The 21,843-nt window shown below is 28.6% G+C and carries 20 protein-coding genes; all 20 read right to left on the bottom strand.

Features of this window, described 5'->3' with window-relative positions; genetic code table 11:
• Window positions 1-614: 614 nt before the first annotated feature.
• Window positions 615-1,502, bottom strand: a complete 888-nt coding sequence (locus AC2DZ0_RS03680; RefSeq protein ID WP_484643748.1) for a hypothetical protein — start codon at window positions 1,500-1,502, stop codon at window positions 615-617.
• Window positions 1,503-1,569: 67 nt separating this feature from the next.
• Window positions 1,570-2,139, bottom strand: a complete 570-nt coding sequence (locus AC2DZ0_RS03675) for a hypothetical protein (RefSeq protein ID WP_484643746.1) — start codon at window positions 2,137-2,139, stop codon at window positions 1,570-1,572.
• A gap of 238 nt (window positions 2,140-2,377) precedes the next feature.
• On the bottom strand, window positions 2,378-3,118 hold the full coding sequence (locus AC2DZ0_RS03670) for a YqjF family protein (RefSeq protein ID WP_484643744.1): 741 nt from the start codon (window positions 3,116-3,118) through the stop codon (window positions 2,378-2,380).
• A gap of 193 nt (window positions 3,119-3,311) precedes the next feature.
• Window positions 3,312-3,833, bottom strand: coding sequence for a hypothetical protein (locus AC2DZ0_RS03665; protein ID WP_484643743.1), 522 nt, complete (start codon window positions 3,831-3,833; stop codon window positions 3,312-3,314).
• Window positions 3,834-4,118: 285 nt separating this feature from the next.
• On the bottom strand, window positions 4,119-4,859 hold the full coding sequence (locus AC2DZ0_RS03660) for a YqjF family protein (protein WP_484643741.1): 741 nt from the start codon (window positions 4,857-4,859) through the stop codon (window positions 4,119-4,121).
• Window positions 4,860-5,601: 742 nt separating this feature from the next.
• Complete coding sequence (locus AC2DZ0_RS03655) at window positions 5,602-7,056, bottom strand: P-loop NTPase fold protein (protein WP_484643739.1); 1,455 nt, start codon at window positions 7,054-7,056, stop codon at window positions 5,602-5,604.
• Between the two features lie 223 nt (window positions 7,057-7,279).
• Window positions 7,280-7,741, bottom strand: a complete 462-nt coding sequence (locus AC2DZ0_RS03650) for a hypothetical protein (RefSeq protein ID WP_484643737.1) — start codon at window positions 7,739-7,741, stop codon at window positions 7,280-7,282.
• 2,289 nt (window positions 7,742-10,030) lie between these two features.
• Window positions 10,031-10,384 carry a hypothetical protein gene (locus AC2DZ0_RS03645; protein ID WP_484643735.1) on the bottom strand — a complete coding sequence of 118 codons (354 nt, stop codon included), beginning with the start codon at window positions 10,382-10,384 and terminating at the stop codon, window positions 10,031-10,033.
• Window positions 10,385-10,679: 295 nt separating this feature from the next.
• Window positions 10,680-11,078, bottom strand: coding sequence for a hypothetical protein (locus AC2DZ0_RS03640; RefSeq protein ID WP_484643734.1), 399 nt, complete (start codon window positions 11,076-11,078; stop codon window positions 10,680-10,682).
• 222 nt (window positions 11,079-11,300) lie between these two features.
• On the bottom strand, window positions 11,301-11,855 hold the full coding sequence (locus AC2DZ0_RS03635) for an SMI1/KNR4 family protein (protein ID WP_484643732.1): 555 nt from the start codon (window positions 11,853-11,855) through the stop codon (window positions 11,301-11,303).
• Window positions 11,856-12,077: 222 nt separating this feature from the next.
• Complete coding sequence (locus AC2DZ0_RS03630; protein ID WP_484643730.1) at window positions 12,078-12,824, bottom strand: energy transducer TonB; 747 nt, start codon at window positions 12,822-12,824, stop codon at window positions 12,078-12,080.
• A gap of 198 nt (window positions 12,825-13,022) precedes the next feature.
• Window positions 13,023-13,685: a hypothetical protein gene (locus AC2DZ0_RS03625; RefSeq protein WP_484643728.1), complete on the bottom strand. Its 663-nt coding sequence runs from the start codon at window positions 13,683-13,685 to the stop codon at window positions 13,023-13,025.
• A gap of 205 nt (window positions 13,686-13,890) precedes the next feature.
• Window positions 13,891-14,655, bottom strand: coding sequence for a hypothetical protein (locus AC2DZ0_RS03620; RefSeq protein ID WP_053974526.1), 765 nt, complete (start codon window positions 14,653-14,655; stop codon window positions 13,891-13,893).
• Between the two features lie 1,519 nt (window positions 14,656-16,174).
• On the bottom strand, window positions 16,175-16,813 hold the full coding sequence (locus AC2DZ0_RS03615) for a tetratricopeptide repeat protein (RefSeq protein WP_484643727.1): 639 nt from the start codon (window positions 16,811-16,813) through the stop codon (window positions 16,175-16,177).
• Window positions 16,814-16,980: 167 nt separating this feature from the next.
• On the bottom strand, window positions 16,981-17,349 hold the full coding sequence (locus tag AC2DZ0_RS03610; protein ID WP_484643725.1) for a hypothetical protein: 369 nt from the start codon (window positions 17,347-17,349) through the stop codon (window positions 16,981-16,983).
• A gap of 105 nt (window positions 17,350-17,454) precedes the next feature.
• Window positions 17,455-17,715, bottom strand: a complete 261-nt coding sequence (locus tag AC2DZ0_RS03605) for a hypothetical protein (RefSeq protein WP_484643723.1) — start codon at window positions 17,713-17,715, stop codon at window positions 17,455-17,457.
• Window positions 17,716-18,530: 815 nt separating this feature from the next.
• Window positions 18,531-19,010 carry a hypothetical protein gene (locus AC2DZ0_RS03600; RefSeq protein ID WP_484643721.1) on the bottom strand — a complete coding sequence of 160 codons (480 nt, stop codon included), beginning with the start codon at window positions 19,008-19,010 and terminating at the stop codon, window positions 18,531-18,533.
• A gap of 228 nt (window positions 19,011-19,238) precedes the next feature.
• Window positions 19,239-19,526, bottom strand: coding sequence for a type II toxin-antitoxin system RelE/ParE family toxin (locus AC2DZ0_RS03595; RefSeq protein ID WP_484491656.1), 288 nt, complete (start codon window positions 19,524-19,526; stop codon window positions 19,239-19,241).
• On the bottom strand, window positions 19,519-19,758 hold the full coding sequence (locus tag AC2DZ0_RS03590) for a ribbon-helix-helix domain-containing protein (RefSeq protein ID WP_484491655.1): 240 nt from the start codon (window positions 19,756-19,758) through the stop codon (window positions 19,519-19,521). The genes AC2DZ0_RS03595 and AC2DZ0_RS03590 overlap by 8 nt, the downstream gene beginning before the upstream one ends.
• A gap of 1,022 nt (window positions 19,759-20,780) precedes the next feature.
• Window positions 20,781-21,461, bottom strand: a complete 681-nt coding sequence (locus AC2DZ0_RS03585) for a hypothetical protein (RefSeq protein WP_484643720.1) — start codon at window positions 21,459-21,461, stop codon at window positions 20,781-20,783.
• Between the last annotated feature and the right edge of the window lie 382 nt (window positions 21,462-21,843).

Below are 21,843 nucleotides of genomic sequence, written 5' to 3'. Positions count from 1 at the left end.
GTTTAAGTGAACGTTTTTAAATAATAAATAATTTTCAATTTTTTTCTATTTCCCACATTGGCTTTATGCGGTGTTGGGCATTGCGGACACACAGCCGAGTTTCGGACTGAGTAAGAATTCTTTCGCATTTACATAATTTTAGTTTTCATGATGAAAAATTTTTCCAAATACATATTTTCATTCCGAAAGTAGCTAAAAGTCCGAGTATTTTCCTGCGTAAAAATTCTCATTCGTGCTGAGGATTCACACAATTCCATAATTCATGATTTTTTCACAAGAAGTGATTATTCGTACAATTTTGTTAGAGTTTTTTTCAAAGATTATCTATGTAAGAAACTAAGATCTAAGAGGAATTAATAATTCAAAATTATTTAAATTCCATAATATTTTCAGAGTAAATTTTCGGTACTGGGGAAGGCAACTAAACAACTTCTAATAAACTGTGAGTAGGACTTTTGTGTAAAGTCCGCCGTGTTGCCCAACGTTTTTGTATATGAAAAGTTGCGTTTTTTGAAACGCGATTTTTCAAAGTATTTTGTTTTTTATAAAAATAATAAATTTTTCAAGTTAGTAGGCGTGTAGCAATTTTTTATATACGGTGTTGCCTGTAGTATTTATTCTAAGAATAATTTTATTTTAATTTCTATTTGTTCAAGAACATGTTGATAGCTTTCTACAGCTATAAAATGATTTTTAGTAAGGTTTTTCATATCATTGTATGCTGAAATGACTTTACTACAAATATTATTTATTTCAATTGAATCATAATCCTCGAGAACTAATTCCGATGATAAAATTAATAATGGATTTACAAATTTGTCAATTAATTTATCTCTTGTAATAAATCCATCTTTTGCAATGATTTCTTGATCGTTGTAAGTTTTTAGAACAAGTTTTGAATATTTATTCATAAAAACATCGTTAGATTCATATGACCAAGTTTTAACTCCGTTTATGGTAGTAACTCCATTACTTCTTTGTTTTGATAATTTAAAATAATTTGTAAAAAGCAAGAGTCTGTAATCAAAGAAATTTTGTTCGTAAAAATTATACTTATTTATATAATTTCGAATTTCTTGCCTCAGAGATTTTTGTAAGCTATATAGAGGGTATAAATTAGTCATAAGAATATTTATTTCTTCTATTTTTTGTTTATTTGAAAATCCAATTTTTCTATATATTTCTTTAATAGAAATAAATTGTAGAAATTCAACTTGTACCTCTTGGTAAATTTGAAGATTAAATTTTTTTTCGTTTAAATATTTTTTTATGGATTCGATTTGTTTTGAAATAGGAGTTTGAATAGAAATTAAGTTTATTTTTAATAATTCGTATTCGGAATAACGAAGTGATATTTCTTCAATCTTTTTGTCTTTTTTCTCAGCGTTATAGAAAAATCGTGCAATAAAATATGCACCAAAAATACTTCCTGCAGTCACAATTAAACTAATTATATCAAACCAATTTGGCTCATGTAAATTTAAATATATAATGTTAGTCATGTTTCAAAGTATTATTGGAAAACGGAGTTGTTTGTATTTTCTTTTCTAGTCTTTCGATTCTTTTTTCCTAATCACCTTTCCAATTTTCTTCTCTTGCTTTTTTGCACATAATAAGTGCCTCTTTGAAATTACGCTCTTTTTCAAGGATAATAGAATATTGTCTATAACCTTGATGAAAAGGTAGAGGTGAATCCTTATATTCAGTTAAAAATACTTTCTTTGTCTCAGGTGCTATTTCAATTTGTCTTAAACAGCTTTTTTTTGCTAACTCGTAAAATTTAGGATTTTCTCTTTTTTTATAGTAGTATGCTGTAATTTTTTGGAAATAAAAATGTCGGTCGACAACATCACTTGATTCAAGCAATACTTGCTCAGATAGAGAGATTATTTTCGAAAATATATTGTGATTATCAGTTTTGTTAGAAGTTGAAATAAAACTTGATAAAAATGCTAATTTTGATTGGCTAGTTTCTGAAATTTTAGTTTCAAAAAGTGATTTCGGATTTACCATTGTGCCTAGTGAGAATTTTTTCTGTAGTTCTTCTTTTTCTTCTTTTGTTAATGTTTCCCAAAAAGAAACTAAATCATAGTACTTGATTAACCCACTAGTTTTTTTCTGAAATAGTTTTCTAAACATTAGTTTTTTCTTTTTAAGAACGGATTATTTTCTTCGCTAGTGCACTTAATATTACTGGCAACGTTTTTGTATAAGATTAGTGTGGGAGGTAGACAAACTTTATTTTGTCAGCCGAGCCACTGAGCTTATACTTATTTTATGTTTTTTTCTTTGTCGACCTAAAAATAGATAAATAAGTTTAAGCGGACTTTATAAATAACCCAAAACTTTGGGTAAACCTTAAAAACCCACATTAATTTTATACGGTGTTGTAGCCAGTTTTTTCTTTTTTATTCTTTCTCCAAGCAATAACTTTTACTCCTTTCGAGTACTGGATTTTGTTCGGTTCATTTTTAATTAGCTTGTCAAATCTTTGATAATTTAATTCTAAATTTTTCAAGTCAATTTCATTAATTGGCCATTCCAAATGGTGAATTTCAAATTCATTAATCGACTTTTCTGTGTCTTGGAAAAGAGCGTATCTTTCGGTTAGCCATTTTTCCAATTCAGTTTTTTTCGTAATTGATTTTCCAATCTCAAACTGAATATATAATTTGTCATTAAATTCCGAGTTATTGGATTCGTATTGGTTTTTAGTCCGTTTTATTTTTGAAAATCTATACGGAAGTTCAGACATACCTTTTGCAACTTTACAAGACAATCTTTTTCCGCCTTCAATGCTCAAAAAATATACTCCAGTTTTTTTATTTGATTTTACATAAGTTCGAATATTAATTTCATCAAAATCCGAAATCGGTGGAAAAGCAGGTAAATTTTTAGGTCTTATCTTTTCCATAGTGAAAGCAACAACCGAAACCCATGGTTTTCCGTCAAAAAGGTCAATTTCAAGTTCCTTTGGGACAAACTTTTTCAATTCTGATAATTCCACTTGCCAATGAAGAAATATTGCATTATTCCATTCTTGATAAAATTTCCAATTTTCATTTGGGATGTTCCAAGGTCTGTGTTCTGTGGTATTTAATATCTTTCGGATTGTCATTCCTCAAATTGGCTACAACGGTTTTGTATAAGATTAGTGTGGGAGGTAGAAAATCTAAAAATTGTCAGCCGAGCCACAAGCTTATACTTATTTTATGTTTTTATCTTGTCGATTTAAAAATAATCAAATAAGTATGAGTGACATTGTAAAATGAGACAAAACTTTGGGCTAAAACTAAAAACCCACATTAATTTTATACGTTGTTGGCAAACGTGTTTTTTAATTTTATATTAAATTTACTTCCGATCGGGTCGGTTCCATTTATTTCTAATTCATTATTTTTTGTTCGTGATGTCAAATAATAATAATCAAACTGTTTTATTATTTCAATTCCGCCATTTGATAAGTTAATTGCAATAAGTTCACTTTTTAGTTCAAACTCGTTGTTTTTCTCAATTGGTAAAATCTGTTGTAAAAACACTCTGTTGTCAAATTCAGCTATAAAATCAGAAAAGACCTTTCCTTTCAAAAAAGGCAATTCGGGAATACTTTTTAAATAGTAAATAGGGTCTTGATCAAGCCATTCAATTTCCTGTTCACTTAAAAACATATTTGAAGGTTCAGATTTTTCTATTCTTAGATTTTCGTTTTCAATGAGAACAGTCCATTTTAGGTCTTTAAAGTTCTTTTCTTTTTGAAATGGTTTTAGAAACAAGTAATCAATTACGTTTCCGATTGCCCAAATTGGAACAAAAATTATTAGAAAAGGAATCATAATTATAAATAGCAAAATTTCAACATACCAAGGATTTTCCCCAATGTTGAGTTTGCCTTTTATTTCCCTTATTTCAATTGATAATCGTGAGTTCATTATATGTTTGCCAACGGTTTTGTATAAGATTAGTGTGGGAGGTAGACAATGATTATATTGTCAGCCGAGTCACAAGCTTATACTTATTTTGTGTTTTTTCTTTGTCGATTTAAAAATACTTAAATAAGTGTAAGCGACGCTATAAAGAAAGACAAATCTTTGGGAAAAGACAAAAAAACCACATTAATTTTATACGGTGTTGTAACCAGTTTTTTCTTTTTTATTCTTTCCCCAAGCAATAACTTTTACACCTTTTGAGTATTGAATTTTATTCGGTTCGTTTTTAATTAGTTTGTCAAATTTTGGATAATTAAATTCTAAATTTTTCAAATCAATTTTATTTATTGGCCATTCTAAATGGTGAATCTCAAATTCGTTAATTGACTTTTCTGTGTCTTGGAAAAGAGCATATCTTTCAGTCAGCCATTTGTCCAATTCCGTTTTCTCCGTAATTCCTTTTCCAATCGTAAACTGAATATTTAATTTGTCATTAAATTCCGAGTTATTGGATTCGTATTGATTCTCAGTTCGTTTGATTTCTGAAAACCTATATGGAAGTTCAGACATTCCTTTTGCAACTTTACAAGACAAACTTTTTCCGCCTTCAATACTCAAGAAATAGACACCAGTTTTATTATTTGATTTTACATAAGTTCGGATATTAATTTCATCAAAATCCGAAATTGGTGGAAAAGAAGGTAGGTTTTTCGGTCTTATCTTTTCCATTGTAAAAGCAACAACTGAAATCCAAGGTTTTCCTTCAAAAAGGTCGATTTCTAGTTCTTTCGGAACAAATTTTTTCAATTCGGATAATTCCACTTGCCAATGAAGAAATATTGCATTATTCCACTCCTGATAAAATTTCCACTTTTCAGTCGGCATTTTCCAAGGTCTATGTTCAGTTGAATTTAATATCTCTCGGATTGTCATTTCTCAAATTGGTTACAACGGTTTTGTATAAGGACAGTGTGGGAGGATTAAAATCCGTGGATTTTCAGCCGAGCACAAAGCTTAAACTTTTTCATTTTTTAATTTGAGTTTAAAAATAGAAAATAAGTTTAAGCGGACGTTTTAAATAAAAATAAATTTTCAAGTTTTTTTAAATTTCCCACATTGACTTTATGCGGTGTTGGGGCAGCGGATCGCAAGTAATTTTTCCATTCTGCTTTAATTCATGATATTTATATTCTTTTGGATTTTCCGAATACCACTATTTTTTCGTCTTTAATTTTCTTCTCAAGATTATTTCTGTCTAAGTTTATCAAATAATTTTTCTTCTGAGTTGTCTTTCGGTTTTGAGTGAGAATTCGGCAACACTTTTTCCAAAAGTTTTCTTTCAGTTTTGAGTAGATTTTTTCAAGTCGGGTAGAAGAGGAAAAATTCCGCTCTACTAGTTTTTCGATATACTTGAAATCTCGCTTATATTTTCAGACATAAAATGCGAGCAGTGAATTCAGAGTGAATTCACCCGTACGCCCCAACGGTTTTGTATAAGATTAGTGTGGGAGTTTGACAATGATTAAATTGTCAGCCGAGCCACAAGCTTATACTTATTTTGTGTTTTTTCTTTGTCGAACTAAAAATACTCAAATAAGTAAAAGCGGCATAATAAAGAAACCAAAACTTTAGGCTAAACCATAAAACCCCACATTAATTTTATACGGTGTTGTGCCTAGTTTTTTACTTTCGTTAAACTTAGATATTCTTTAAATGCTATGATTAAAAGTAATGAGAAAGGAAAATCAAATCTTTTGACTTCCGGTTTATCTAAGTAATTAACTTCACTAATATTGGCACTCGTTTGGTCTCTCCAATTTCCATATTTAATAACTGAATATTTAATCGAAATATTTAAATCTGAATTAGTATATTCATAATCACCTTCTGATGCCATATGATTTTTATAGTCAATTAAAGTAATTAAATTTCCATACTTCCTAAGTTGACTCTCATCAATTAGTTTTGTCGGATTTCGTTCAGCTAATTTTTCTAGAGCTGTCTTTAAACTCGTTATTGAACCATAAAATGAAACCAAAAAATCAAACACTAATATTTTTGAAAAATGCCAACTTGATGCTCTTCCATAATTTTCACCTATTCTGAACTCAAAAATATTTAATGTGTACTCCTTATCAAATAGTTTTAATAATGTTCTAAGGTTTAATAAATCATTATTGATTAAATCTTCTAAAATTTCTTGAAAATTTACAGTCGTCGCGCTTCTTTTTTCTTTTAAGTTAATTATGTGATCGTATGCACCTTGTATTTTTATTGATGAAAGTATCTTATCTACGGATTTACTAACAATTTTTTTATTGTCAAAATAATGTATTTCTCTACTGTAAAATTTGTCAATATAACCTGAGAAATCAACTTTTGTCCCATATTTTGAATGGAATAGATTCCTAATATTTTCAATATCACATACAAGAATTATTTTATGGAAACCAAATTTATTTTCTGTTGAATTTCCAATGTCAAAATGACAAGCAAAAACGTTTAGTATTCTGAAAATATGTTCAGGATCAAGTCTGTCTAAATCATCAATTACAAGAATTATTTCTTTATTATTTTCTTTAAGTTTTTGTATTAGTCCAGAAATTAATTCCGTTATTCTATTTTCTTCATAGATAGAATTATTTCTTGCTGTAAGTTCTTTTAAAAAATCAATAAGCTCTTTCTTCTCGTCAATTTGTGATTCAGAGTTATGCTCTTTAATATTGTTTACTAGTTTTTTAAAGTTTTCAGATATGTCACTAAATGCTTTTCCAATCTTTCCACCACTCTTTGCTAAAAGAGATATAGTGTCTAAAAAATTGTCTTTTAAATAAAACTGAGCTGTTAGTAAATTTGAAAAATCCGTTTTTTCATAATCAACATTTTTCCCAAGAAGCTCAAAAGCAATATCATATTTTATATAATCAATAATATCATCGTTATTTGAAATTGAATAATTGACAGGAGAAAGTAAAAATAATTCATAATCTTCAGAGTTTTGTTCAAAATATTCATTTAAAAAATAACTCTTTCCAATACCAAATATTCCAGAGAAAATCATTTGGGTATTGTCTTCTAGGTTCATGTGATTTTTGAACCTTTCAATTTCTGATGTAATGTCAATTTTCAATTTTATCGGATGGTTTTAAATTAGGCACAACGGTTTTGTATAAGGACAGTGTGGGAGGTTTAAAATCTGTGGATTTTCAGCCGAGCACTGAGCTTAAACTTTTTTATTTTTAATTTGAGTTTAAAAATAGGAAATAAGTTTAAGCGGACGTTCTAAAAAAAAATAAATTTTAGGTTTTTTAATATTTCCCACATTGCATTTATACGGTGTTGTGCTGCGTTTTTTAGTAATTCGTGTTATTCAGAACTTTTACTTTTTCAGATAAGAATAAAATAAGGTTTGTGATTTCTTTCGTTTTTTCAAATTCCACTAGAGAGACAGTTTCTTCTTTATTTTCGGTATGAATTTTTATGATTGTACATTTTTTCAAAGATTGATATAACCAATATAAACTTCCAACTAATAGAAAAATTGGCAGAATTGTCAGAATAATTCCACCCCTGTTAGTAAAGTCGGGAGTATTGCGAAAATTCGTGTTGTTTATAATGATTATTAACCAATAGGAATTCAGTATTGTAAGTAATGAAGAAACAATTATGGAAATTTTCCAATTCGAAATCATAAATCCTTTCTGCATTGTAATTTGATCAATGTCTGAGTAATAAAAATGTCTGATAACTTGGTTGTTCTTAATAATATCAATTCCAATCTCATTTATATTAATATATGGGGATTTGAATTTCATTATTTTCATCATTTTCAAATTAATTTCTCGGATTTTTCATGCGGGGAATATGCTGCACAACGGTTTTGTATAAGGACAGTGTGGGAGGATTAAAATCCTTGGATTTTCAGCCGATCACTGAGCTTAAACTTTTTCATTTTTTAATTTGAGTTTAAAAATAGGAAATAAGTTTAAGCGGACGTTCTAAATAAAAATAAATTTTTAAGTTTTTGAGATTTCCCACATTGTATTTATACGTTGTTACCTATTGGTGCCACAAGAAGCTAAAAAAATCTTCATTAACGAGCTCAAGCAAATCTCTTAGTGATTGGGAATGACTACATATCGTAAAAAAGTAATTAGATGAATCCTAAGACTACAACTCTCGATTCCGAAAGGAGCTAACAGTTCGCCGTAAAGAACTTCTTTCCTACGCTATAATTCAGAATACAGCTAAGAACAATTCGATTCCGTAAGAAATTTAGACTCTGGATAAAAGTTGCGTGAAAACTAATTATCGTAAAAAAGTAATTAGATGAATCTTAAAACTACAACCTTCGATTCCGAAAGTAGCTAAGATGTCGAGAGTGAGATATGCCGACCAAAATCAATGATTCCGTTTGAGTCGTCCGCGCTTATAGGTAACGGTTTTGTATAAGGTTAGTGTGGGAGGTAGACAATGTTTGAATTGTCAGCCGAGCCACAAGCTTATACTTATTTTGTGTTTTTATCTTTGTCGACCTAAAAATACTCAAATAAGAATAAGCGACATTATAAACAGACACAAAACTTTGGGCTAAAACTAAAAACCCACATTAAACTTATACGCTGTTGCCTACCGTTTCTTTCTTCTAAATATATTTTTCAATCCAAAATATGCTAGAAAACCTAAAACTAGATATAAAAGAGAATTATTTCTTTCAGTGTGTTCTTCAGTATTTGTTTCTGAAAGTTACTCAGACCTAAAGTTTAATACTTTTCTAATATTAAGTTCGTTGATAATTAATTCTGTTAACTCCTTAGGTTCAATTTTTCTATTGACATTTTTTAAATCAATTTCTAGACAATTTAAGTTGTCCCGTTTGATTTTTTTCAACTTATCTTCAAGTACAAATGATGTTACAGCTATTTCTATCAACCATTTTTCTTTGCTTTCAAGATTTTCAATAATTACATCAGGCTGATAATCATCTAATGGCTCATTTTTTCAACAAATATTACTTTTCGTTTTAAATTTTTTGAGTCAACACTTGTTTCAGGTTTCTAAGAAAAAGTTTCATTTATAAAGCTGCGTGAAATTCGACCAGAATTTCAGACTTATGTGAGCCAACGTATTTGGCTAGGGAACGTTTGGGAGTTAATGAGTGATAATTATCGTAATTAACGAACCAAACAAAAGCCATTTAATAGAATCTTTTTATACACCAAACTAAAAATAGAAAAACTAGGCAGCTTGAAAAAGAAATCAATAAATCTAATTGATCAACGGGAAATAATAAAATAAAATCATAATCCTTAATTGTTGCGGAGTAGCTGGAAACACAAAAAGGAAATAAAAAAAGCCTGATTTTTATCCAAACATCTTGCTCATTTCCCTTTTGTGCCGTGGATAAAATAAGAGCAAATCCAATAATACAAGATATGCCTAGAGAACTAGCCCATAGCTTTAAAGAAGGTTCGAAATAAATGGTGATAACCACCAGATACCATATCAAATAGCACCACAAGATTAGCTTTTGTCCTTTGATATTCTTGAAGTATTGTAGAGTACTAGCTATCATCTTTTTGCAATGGTTGGCAACGGTTTTGTATAAGATTAGTGTGGGAGGTAGATAATCGATAGATTGTCAGCCGAGCCACAAGCTTATACTTATTTTGTGTTTTTTCTTTGTCGATTTAAAAATACTCAAATAAGTGAAAGCGACACTAAAAAGAAGCCAAAACTTTGGGCTGAACCATAAAAACCCACATTAAACTTATACGGTGTTGTGTGTAGTTATTTTATTTCGTTAGTTATCTTTCCTTATAACTGACATTAAACTCCATATTAGAAATGTCATAAATATCAACGTTATTGTTTGACAAATAATAATATATAAAAATGATTCCCCTTCTGTAAACAAGATTATTTGAGGAAAAAAAGAAACTGGAAAGAATATGTAATAAATGATTCCATTTGAAATCATGTTGTTCATAGCATAGTAAGAATAAAACGTACCTAATATTATATAAATAAAAGCGATTATTAATGATAACATTCTATTTGACATTCTTGATTGTTTTATTATAAAGTATTAATATTGTGGGTAGTTACTTTCCACTTATTATATTTTTTAGTTTATAACCATATTCTCCGTGTTTTCCTCCACCCCAACTTTCGTATAAAACTTTTGTCGGTATTCCACAATCTGGACAATAATAATCAAGAAAAGAATTCGGCTTATCAATCAATTTTTTTTTAATAAATTCAGTCATTTTTTTCGAGTCTAAATCCGAAAGGTTGGTGAATTCTGATAGTTGATGTTTTTTTAGATGTTTAATATTCACCGAAATTTTATTATCACAATTTATACATTTTAGTTCCGTTGCGGGATGGGTTTCAAAATCCAAATAACTGTTAAATTCAGTTTTGTCAGTAACTGTATTAATTTCGATTAACTTCATTGATTTTTATATACGATTTTTTAATTACACACAACGGATTTGTATAAGATTAGTGTGGGAGGTAGACAATTGGTGAATTGTCAGCCGAGCCAATGAGCTTATACTTATTTTATGTTTTTATTTTTGTCGACCTAAAAATAGATAAATAAGTTTAAGCGGACTTTATAAATAAATCAAAACTTTGGGTAAACCATAAAAACCCACATTAATTTTATACTGTGTTAGCTGCTGCATTTTGTCTTATTTTTTTATTCAGGTTATTTCTTTCTTTATAGACTCAATGTTTTAGTTCAAATTATTTCTCATTAAATGATTCATTAATTAGATTTGAATCGATAGTAATTTTCATTGTTTGCTTGTTTTTCCTATTTGCTTTGTTGAAAATCTGTTTTTTACACTTATTACTTTCACAAAAGTATTCTTTCGTTCCAATTTTCATTTTTATAGTATCTATAATTTCGCTTGGAAAATATTCAATAAATTTTTCGTCCCATTTTGTTCCGAATCCAAGCATTATATATCCTTTTTTATTCGGTTTGAATTCATATAAGTCAGATTCTTTATTGTTGGTTTTATTAGAATAAGAGATAATAACTCTTTCATTCAGTTTGTTGTTAACTTCAATTTTACCAGGTATATCACATCCAATTGTTATAAAACTTATTAAAATCAATAAAAATAATTTTTGATGCATTTTTGTCAATAATTTTTCGTCTACTGCTTGCTGCTAACGTTTTTGTATAAAGTTAGTGTGGGAGTTGGAAATCGATAGATTTTCAGCTAAGAACTAAGCTTATACATATTTAGTGTTTTTATCTTAGTCGACCTAAAAATAATCAAATATGTGTAAGTGAGTTTATAAAGAGGCCAGAAACTTTGAGAAAACCATAAAAACCCACATTAATTTTATACGGTGTTAGGCACTGTTATTTTTCTCATAATATGAATTCAACATTGAATTAAAATTATCATAAACAGTTTCAATTTCAGGTTCAGAATTCAAGCTTGAATCATAAAATACAGAAATAATTCTATTATTGTGATTTGTGTCAAAACAAGCTATTTTTCCTCCGTCACAAAACCCAAAAGGGATTAATCCGTTTTCTATAGTCATTTTGGTTTCCTGTATTTTATATTGATTTATTAAGTCAGAATACCAACTCTCAGATTTGTGAGTAAAAAATTCAATATTTTTAATTTTCTCTAATTGATAAAAATGTTTATACTTAAGAAATTCACGATAGAGATTTGGATATTTTAAATTAATTTCTTTTTCTAATTTGTCTATTTCAATGTCGTTAACAAGGCTTTCAGATTCTTTCCAAGCATACCAACCATTTTTATCTGCAATTTCAGTATTTCTCATATTTAGAGGAATATTTGTGTCAAAAGTCCAGAGTAAGTCCTTTAATTTTAGAATTTCAATTGAATGATTTACAAAGAATTTCAGTTTTTCAATTTCAGTTTTCATTTCAATTTTTAAATAGTGCCTAACGTTTTTGTATAAGATTAGTGTGGGAGGTAGACAATCGAAAAATTGTCAGCCGAGCCACTGAGCTTATACTTATTTTATGTTTTTATCTTGTCGAGCTAAAAATAGATAAATAAGTTTAAGCGGACTTTATAAATAAACCAAAACTTTGGGCTGAACCATAAAAACCCACATTAATTTTATACGGTGTTGTAGCTAGTTTCATTCAATTATAAATGAAATTGGTATAGAATATTTCACATTAACACTTTTCCCATTATTGTAACCAGGAGATTTAAATTTTAGTTTATTGAAAATTTTAGTTAATTCCTTCTGAATTTTTTTATTCTCCGAGTTTACTATAATGTTTGATATTTTTCCTTTATTGTTAATTGTAAAATCAGTACTAATTCTATATTTTTTTTTCTCAAGTCCAATGTTTTGAATTTTTCTTGGATTGAATTTTTTTCTTATGTGTTCTGAGATATATGTGTCAAAACATAATTTAAGCCCAATTTCAGTAAGATTTTCATCACAGCCATAAGCAATTGGGTTTTTGTCTATGATTTCAAATATTAGAAGACTTGAGGGGTCTAAATTGGACTCATTTTTAGTTTTATATTCGACTTTTAGTCCTTTAAATGATTTAATATTAGATATGTTCTCATTTACGGTTTTACCAGTCAAATATTTGTTTTTGTCCATTGATTTTTCAGAAATTATTTCAGGAATAATTACTTTAATGATTAAATAATTTTTTTTTATTCCTTCGAAGTCAATTATTTCACTCTGAATACGAGTGTTTTTTGAATTCCAAATATTTTCAATCGAAAAAATAAAATCTTTTTCAGAAGTCTTAAATTTTATAGATGTAATCTCCTGATTAACTGAATTTCTAATAGATGTGTTTGCAGTAATAATCTGTGTCATAGTTGATATTAACAGAATTATATATGTGATCTTTTTCATTTTTTTGAGTAATTAGCTACAACGTTTTTGTATAAGATTAGTGTGGGAGGTAGACAATTCGGAAATTGTCAGCCGAGACACAAGCTTATACTTATTTTATGTTTTTATTTTGTCGACCTAAAAATAGATAAATAAGTTTAAGCGGACTTTATAAATAAACCAAAACTTTGGGCTAAACCATAAAAACCCACATTAATTTTATACTGTGTTGGCATTAGTTTTTTCTTTTTCCAGCATAGATTTCAACTCTTCATTGCATTCTATACTTTTTAATATAGTATTTTCAAAACCTGTCAAAGAAGTAATAATTTGTTCTTTATCGTTGATTTTGTAAAATATTTTAGTTCCGTTAAGCACAGCTATTTTTAAAGAATGGACCATATTATAAGCTACAGTTACTCCAGTTCTATTGTCATTCATATAAGCGTTAAAGTTATTGACAGAACTTTCATTCCATTCCAGTTTTTTGGGTTTATAATATTTAAACTTATTGATGATATATTCAGGGAGTTTTAAAGCGAATGAATTGCTCGATATTTTCTCTAAAATTTTTTCGTATGCTCTGACATTTAAATCCCAATTTCGTTCATTAACAAGAACAAGTTCCCTCAAAAGTTCACGATATTCTTCTGATGATTTATTATTGAAATAAAAATCAGAGTCAATTTTTAGATTATTCAGCATCTCAGTCGAAATATTGATGCAAGTTTGAGTTGCAATAGATTCCCTTAACAAATGAGAAATTTCTTGTAACGTTAGTTTAGAAATGCCTTTGGAAAGAATTGATTCGGTTTTGTCAGAAATTCGATTACCGACAAAAGTCAAATTTTTAATAGTGTTTTCTCTTTTAAACAATTTCATTCTTAAATTAATGCCAACGTTTTTGTATAAGATTAGTGTGGGAGGTAGACAAACTTTATTTTGTCAGCCGAGCCACTAAGCTTATACTTATTTTGTGTTTTTTTCTTTGTCGACCTAAAAATAGATAAATAAGTTTAAGCGGACTTTATAAATAAACCAAAACTTTGGACTAAACCATAAAAACCCACATTAATTTTATACGGTGTTACATGCTGTTTGATTTGCCATCAAAACTTCTGAAATCTAAAGGGAATGGATAATATGTCGGATATTTGTTTAATATTATTGGAGCATGTTTTAAAGACTTATATTTATTATAAAATTTAAAACCTGTTATATCAGTCACTTTATCCAGTGGTTTGTCATTATCTATGCTTAATACAAATCCGAACGGTGGAAAAGTAAAATCGCATATTGCTCCATAAAGATTAGTGAAGAAAATTGTACCTTTTTTAACCTGACCCTCATTATTTAGATACATATAAATTTTATACCTATCACTTAATTTTTCCAATTCGGGGTCTTTTACAAAGTCAATCAATTCAGGATACTGATCAGTAAATACACTTTGATTATTACAAATAAATATTGCTATTATTTGTTTTAAAAATTTTAAATGATTTATATCAGATATATCGAATTGATAAGCTTTTGCATTTTTATCCTCATGGGTAATGATACTCATACAAATATTTGCAAATTTCTTGTATTCTCTTACGTATTTTGATCCGAGGAAACTATTGCAATCAAAGCATAAGCAGTAATCTCCTATTCCACCTTGTTCAACTTTGGTTTTTATCTTCTCCTCTTTACTCAAATACTTTTCTACTTTTGTATAATATTCAGTCGAATCAACTATTTGGTATCTACTTTTGTTAAAGGCTGACCTTGGAGGAATATGCTCAAAATTTAATTCTTTTTCTTCTTTGCAAATTCTACAAATTCCAATCTTAGTTTTTTTGTTTTTCATTTTTTTCGGAAAATTGCATGTAACGTTTTTGTATAAGATTAGTGTGGGAGGTAGACAAACTTTATTTTGTCAGTCGAGCCACTGAGCTTATACTTATTTTGTGTTTTTATCTTTATCGACCTAAAAATAGATAAATTAGTTTAAGCGGACTTTATAAATAAACCAAAACTTTGGACAAAAACTAAAAACCCACATTAATTTTATACGGTGTTGGCATTTAGTGCTTTTTTATAATTTACCTTTTATTCGTACGATTATTTTCAGTTATTCTACCTATATATTTTCAATCAGTTCAAAACGAGAACTTATTGATATAATTCTTACTTATTTTCATAATTCTCGCATACATTATTCCAAAAATAAATATTGAAATTAGTATTCCAGATATAATGAAATAAAAAATTTCTTGATATAGATACATAAATAAATATGACGGAATTACTCCTATTAGCAGAGCAATAAAAAAGGCCTTGTTCAAATCGGTGTAAAGATTAATTATAATTTGATTATTTTTTTCATTAATAACTAATTTTGAAGGGAACCTAATATTTATTTTATGTCCTTTAATCATAATTTGTATAGGTAAACTCACTTTCTTATAATAATTTTTATTTGTGAGGTTTGAATCATATGAGTTAGACTCTTTCTCACTCCAACCTTTCAAAATGTTATCTCTAAGCTTACCGTTAATTGTTTTTGCGGACGTTTTAATTTTCATTTTTTCAGTATTAATGCCAACGGTTTTGTATAAGGTTAGTGTGGGAGGTAGACAAACTTTATTTTGTCAGCCGAGCCACTGAGCTTAAACTTTTTTTTATTTTTTAATTGAGTTTAAAAATAGGGAATAAGTTTAAGCGGACGTTGTAAATAAAAATAAATTTTCAACTTTTTGAGATTTCCCACATTGGTTTTATACGGTGTTACCTATTGGTGCCGCAAGAAGCTAAAAAATCTTCATAACCAAGCTCAAGCAAATCTCTTACTCTGGGAAAAGATTAATTATCGTAAAAATGTAATTAGATGAATCTTAAGACTACAACTCTCGATTCCGATAAACAGCTCAGATTTCGCCGTACAGATATTCTTTTCAGACTAATAATTCAACATACAGATTAGAAAAATTCGATTCCGTATAAAATTGCCGCTCTGGATAAAAGTTGGGTAAAAACTAATCTTCGTAAAAATGTAATTAGATGAATCTTAAGACTAAAACCTTCGATTCCGAAAGGAGCTAAGATCTCGAGAGTAAGATATGCCGACCAGAATCAACGATTCCGCTACTGTCATTCGCACTTTTAGGTAACGTTTTTGGCTATGATAAGTTGCGTTTGGCGGTTTTAAAACGACCTGTTTTGGCGAACCTAACCGACCAGTACTTGAGCCAAAACATTATGAGTGTTTTAAAACTGCGTACCTAGATTTTCATAGCTTTTATAAGACCGTAATTTAGAAAAATAATTTTAAACACTTATAGGAGTGTAGCAATTTATTATAGCCGGTGTTGTAAACTTTAATTTGGTTAGTCATAATATTCATTAAGTTCCTCTTGTAATCTTTTTAAATCGGAGTCAAAGGATCCATACTTTTTTAGATAGTTATTGGCTTTTACAATAGAGATGTTTCCCTTTTTAATATTTCCGTACCGAAGATAATTTTTTGTTAGTCCATAATATGACAAACCTTTAATAAAATCTATTTCCGAATTATTGATAACGTTTAGATACTCTTTTTCGGCATTAGTTTCTTCTCCTATCGTACTCAATGTTCTACCTAGGTTGATTCCAGAAACAAAGTATAAAGAATCAGATTGAGTGAATGATTTTCTGTAGTATTCTATTGCTTTAATAAAGTTTTTAGAGTCTCTTTCAACGTTTCCAATATTATTTAAGAGAAGAACGCTGTTTGAGTCAATACTCAAACCCTTTAAATATATTTCTCTTGCTTTTTTAAACTTACCATTATGAAATAATTCAATTCCTTGATTGTTGAAATAATGCAAAGAGTCTTCGAGAATATCAAATTTCTCATGATAAAAACTTATGTTATCTCCATTTCGAGTAAAAGTAATTAATGGAGAATTACTTAAAGTTTTTTTTTCGTATTTATTTTGACAGCTAATAAATGTTATTACTAAAAGAATATAAAATCGGTTTTTCAATTTTCTTATTGTTTACAACGTACTTGTATAAGAAAAGTTGCGTATTAAAACGCTATAACTTTCATGTTAAAAACAAACTTAATAAATTAAAATATAATAATTATGATTACAGAAATAAGCAATTTTTTTTATACGGTGTTGGCAACCGTTTTTTATTCAGATTTTATTCATTCATTCATTTTGACAAACCATTTAAATAATTCAACTACTGGCTTTATTAGAAGTAATATTTCAGTCATAAGTGTAATTATTGATGCTTTGTTATGTGTTTGTTTGTTAATTCTTTCAGGAGAATTTCGGAAAATTCGTAAAAGAAACCAATAAGCAGGTATTTGGTATAGTTTTTTAAAATCATACCATTTATAAGGATATAATTCAAATTTAGGTTTTCCTTCGTATATGTAAGCGTTGTGTTTTTCTAATTTTAAAATGTATTCTTTAAATGTCATAAAATCAATTTCATAGTACATTTCATTTGGTTTGTTTTCAGAACCATTAGTTGTTATTGTTCTAACTATTTTACTCGATTTATTCATTATTAATTTAAAATATCATGTCAAAAAAAGAAAACTACAAAGCCTATATACTCGACCAAAAAGGAACACGAGTGTACGCAACATTATTTATAAAAGAACCAGAACTTAAATCTTTTCTTTCAATACAAACTCCCGAGAGGTCTCTCTCTGTTTTTTAAAGTAAGTTTCAATTTTTTCGTTAGCTTCATTTAGCTTTGTTTCGACTACCTCAGAGACATCTTCTTTATTTGTAGATTTAATAAGTTCTTTTATTTCTATTTGATTTTTAAGAATTCCTCTTAATATAAAGTTGTTCTCGTTAGTCGTAGCTAATAATTCAATTAATGATCCGGCAATGTTAATTTCATAAGTTTTTGATTCGTCCATTATTTATGTGTTTAATGTTAAAAGCACGGCTACTGCTTCAAATGTTTGCCAACGTTTTTGTATAAGCTCAGTGTGGGGTTTTAAAATCCGTGGATTTTCAAACTAGCACTGAGCTTAAACTTTTTTTTATTTTTTAATTGAGTTTAAAAATAGGGAATAAGTTTAAGTGGACGTTGTAAATAAAAATAAATTTTCAACTTTTTGAGATTTCCCACATTGGTTTTATACGGTGTTACCTATTGGTGCCGCAAGAAGCTAAAAAATCTTCATAACCAAGCTCAAGCAAATCTCTTACTCTGGGAAAAGATTGATTATCGTAAAAATGCATTTAGATGAATCTTAAGACTACAACTCTCGATTCCGAAAAATTGCTCAGAGTTCGCCGTACAGATATTCTTTTCATACTAATAATTCAACATACGGATTAGAAAAATTCGATTCCGTATAAAATTGCCGCTCTGGATAAAAGTTGGGTAAAAACTAATCTTCGTAAAAATGTAATTAGATGAATCTTAAGACTAAAACCTTCGATTCCGAAAGGAACTAAGATCTCGAGAGTAAGATATGCCGACCAGAATCAACGATTCCGCTACTGTCATTCGCACTTTTAGGTAACGTTTTTGTATAAGATTAGTGTGGGAGGTAGACAAACTTTATTTTGTCAGCCGAGCTACTGAGCTTATACTTATTTTTTGTTTTTATCTTTGTCAACCTAAAAATAGATAAATAAGTTTAAACGGACTTTATAAATAAACCAAAACTTTAGGCAAACCATAAAAACCCACATTAATTTTATACGGTGTTAGCAAATTTTTTTATTTAATCGAAAATTGTTCAATAGGGATATTGTTTATTTTATCTGTGTTGTAATATGTTGTGAATTCCTCATCATTGATAGTTATTTCAAATAGATTAGCAATTCCAATACCACTAAAGGGTGGATCATAATTATAATCAATCTCAATGTAAATTTTTCGATTGTCGGATAATTCAATAATAACACAACCGTAGTCTCCTTTTTTTTCTACAAACTTGCTAATAGTTTCGTCCCATTTTTCAGATTTTCCAGTACTAATTTCATCAGCAGCAGGAATATCTATGTATTCAGTCTTATGTATTTTAATCGTTTTATCATCTATTACTTCACCAATAGAAATACTAGTTTGATTATATTCGTTATTAGTATTGTTTATAAACACAAATTCTCTTGAATCAAGAGAATCTTCTAATCCTAAAAAATTACAACTTATAAGTGTAAAAGTAAGAGATACAATGATGAGTATATTTTTTTTCATTTTTCTAATTTTTGCTAACGTTTTTGTATAAGATTAGTGTGGGAGGTAGACAAACTTTATTTTGTCAGCCGAGCCACTGAGCTTATACTTATTTTATGTTTTTATTCTTGTCGACCTAAAAATAGATAAATAAGTTTAAGCGGACTTAATAAATAAGCCAGAAACTTTGAATAAACCATAAAAACCCACATTAATTTTATACGGTGTTGCCTACAGTAATTTTGGAATTTAAAATATATTTTTCAAATCTTGACGTCCAACAATACTCATAATTTCCACAATTTCATTATTAACTCTGTAATATATATTGTCAGAACCACATGGACAACGTCTATAATTTTCTTTTATAAAGTCAACCGATTCAAAAGAGAATGGTCGTTCAGCTATGATTTCAAAATATTCAAAAAATGATTCGAAATATTTGTCGGCTTGTGCCATTCCAAATTTCTTAACTCCAAAATGGTGAATTCTTATAAGGTCTTCTTTCGCAGAATTACTCAGCTTATATTTAGCCATTAAGTAAAGATTTTGATTGAGCTAAGATCTGTTCTTTGCTGTCATTCGTAAAGCCACTATTCTCAGCTTTTTCCAGCTTAGAACTTATCCAATCAATTTGTTTTTGTTGTTTTCGCGCTTGTCTTATTAAGTCGTTCACAAGCTCACTTTTACTGGAATACTCATGATTATCTACTTGAGATTTTAACCATTCGTCGTTCGGTTGTGTGAATGAAATACTTTGTCTTGCCATAATTTTAGTTTTGATGTAAAAATACACCAATTATGAATCATCTGCAAATTTTCCTTATTGTTGGCAACGTCTCGGCTATGGTTAGTACGGGAATTAAAAGTAATGAATTTCCGATTAATCACTTAGCCAAATTTTTTTATTTTGTTTTATCTTTTCTTTATTAAAGCCAAATCAAAAGATTTGGCGGACTTAGTAAATATACCAAAACTTTGGGTTAAGCATCAAAACCCGTATTAATTATAGCCCTTGTTGCCAACCGTTATTTCAATTTATTGGGTATCTTATGGTCTATAGAAAGTTTTTATGCACCAAATTGGAAATAAAAACAATAAGCAATTCAGTATTGAAATAGATAAGTGTAAGAAATTACTAGGAAATAATAGAATGAAATCATAATCTTTTATTGTAGCTGAATAACTAGAAACACAGAAAGGGAACAAAAAAAGTCTAATTTTTACCCAAATATTTTGCTTTATGCCTTGTTGAATAGTGGATAGTATTAGGGCAAACCCGATGATAAGTGAAATTCCTATAGAGCTAGCCCATAATTTTAGTGAAGCTTCAAAGTATATGCTTATAATTGTTAGATACCAAACTAAATAACACCATAAAATCATTTTTTGGGATGTTATATTTTTGAAATATTTTAAAAAAACAGTTATCACAATATCGTATGCTTCTTTTTATCTTGTCTAATGTCAAGTTTTGTTATTCAGTTAATTATATTTGGGTCAAATCTACCAATTTTAATAAACATTTTAGAGTTTTTTTTCTCTTTAGCCCAAGGAATTTATCGGATTCTGATGGGTAATGGTTGGCAACGTTTTTGTATAAGATTAGTGTGGGAGGTAGACAAACTTTATTTTGTCAACCGAGCCACTGAGCTTATACTTATTTTGTGTTTTTTTCTTTTTCGATCTAAAAATAGATAAATAAGTTTAAGCGGACTTTATAAATAAACCAAAACTTTGGGAAAACCATAAAAACCCACATTAATTTTATACGGTGTTGGCACAAGTTTATTACAAATATTGATTTTCGATTATTTCCCAATCGTACATTTCGTTGAATTCAGAAAGTGACTTTGGTTTTACTTTAAAAGTTTTATTCTTAGTCTCTGTTTTTTCTTCAGAGATATGTCCAGATTCTGATGTCAGAATATTTTTCACAAAGTCGATTTTTTTACTTGAGAATTTTCCACTTGCTGAATTCACTCCGTTACTTTCAGCCATAACAATTTCCATTCTGTTATTATTTAACTTGAAGCTATAGGACTGATTTGATCTAGTTAATTGATAAAATATTTTCAAAATACCATTCTCTATAGATAATTCTGGCTCAATGTAGTTAGCCATTCTTCCTTCGTCTCCTCGAGCAATGAATTTATTGTTTTGAATGATTACTTGATTTTTTTCTTTTTGTGTCAGTGCAACGAGAATTATTCTTGCTTTGTTTTTTAAAACATGGCATTGAGAGCATCTTTTTTCGAAAACGCTATCCTTTGATTCTAGGATAAGTACGAAATCTTGAAACTCATCTTTGTTTAAATCTCCTGAAACTTTTTGTAATATTTTCCATTCGGAATTATTTTCAATTTCATTCAGATTTTTCTCAATAAAATTAGGGTATTTAAATTCCTTATTTTGGGAATAAGTAGAAATTACAAAAAACAGAAAGGATATTATTGAAAGTCGTTTTTTCATAATTTGTGCCAACGTTTTTGTATAAGATTAGTGTGGGAGGTAGACTATCGATAGATTGTCAGCCGAGCCACTGAGCTTATACTTATTTTATGTTTTTATCTTTGTCGACCTAAAAATAGATAAATAAGTTTAAGCGGACTTTATAAATAAACCAAAACTTTAGGAAAACCATAAAAACCCACATTAATTTTATACGGTGTTGTAAGTAGTTTTTTAAAAGTGAAGTATATTTCCAAATTTAGCGTTTTTTATTCTCTCAATGATTTCTTCTCCGTGTTCTCAATTATCACATTGAACTATTATTTTATTCGTAGCATTTTTTATATCATTCATCATGGCTAAGTTTCCAACCATCATTTTTTGAGTTTTCATTGTTCCAATA

The organism is Flavicella sp. IMCC45668, assembly GCF_057219105.1.
The sequence above is the reverse complement of the archived record's forward strand: the minus strand, read 5'-3'. Positions and strand labels throughout refer to the sequence as shown.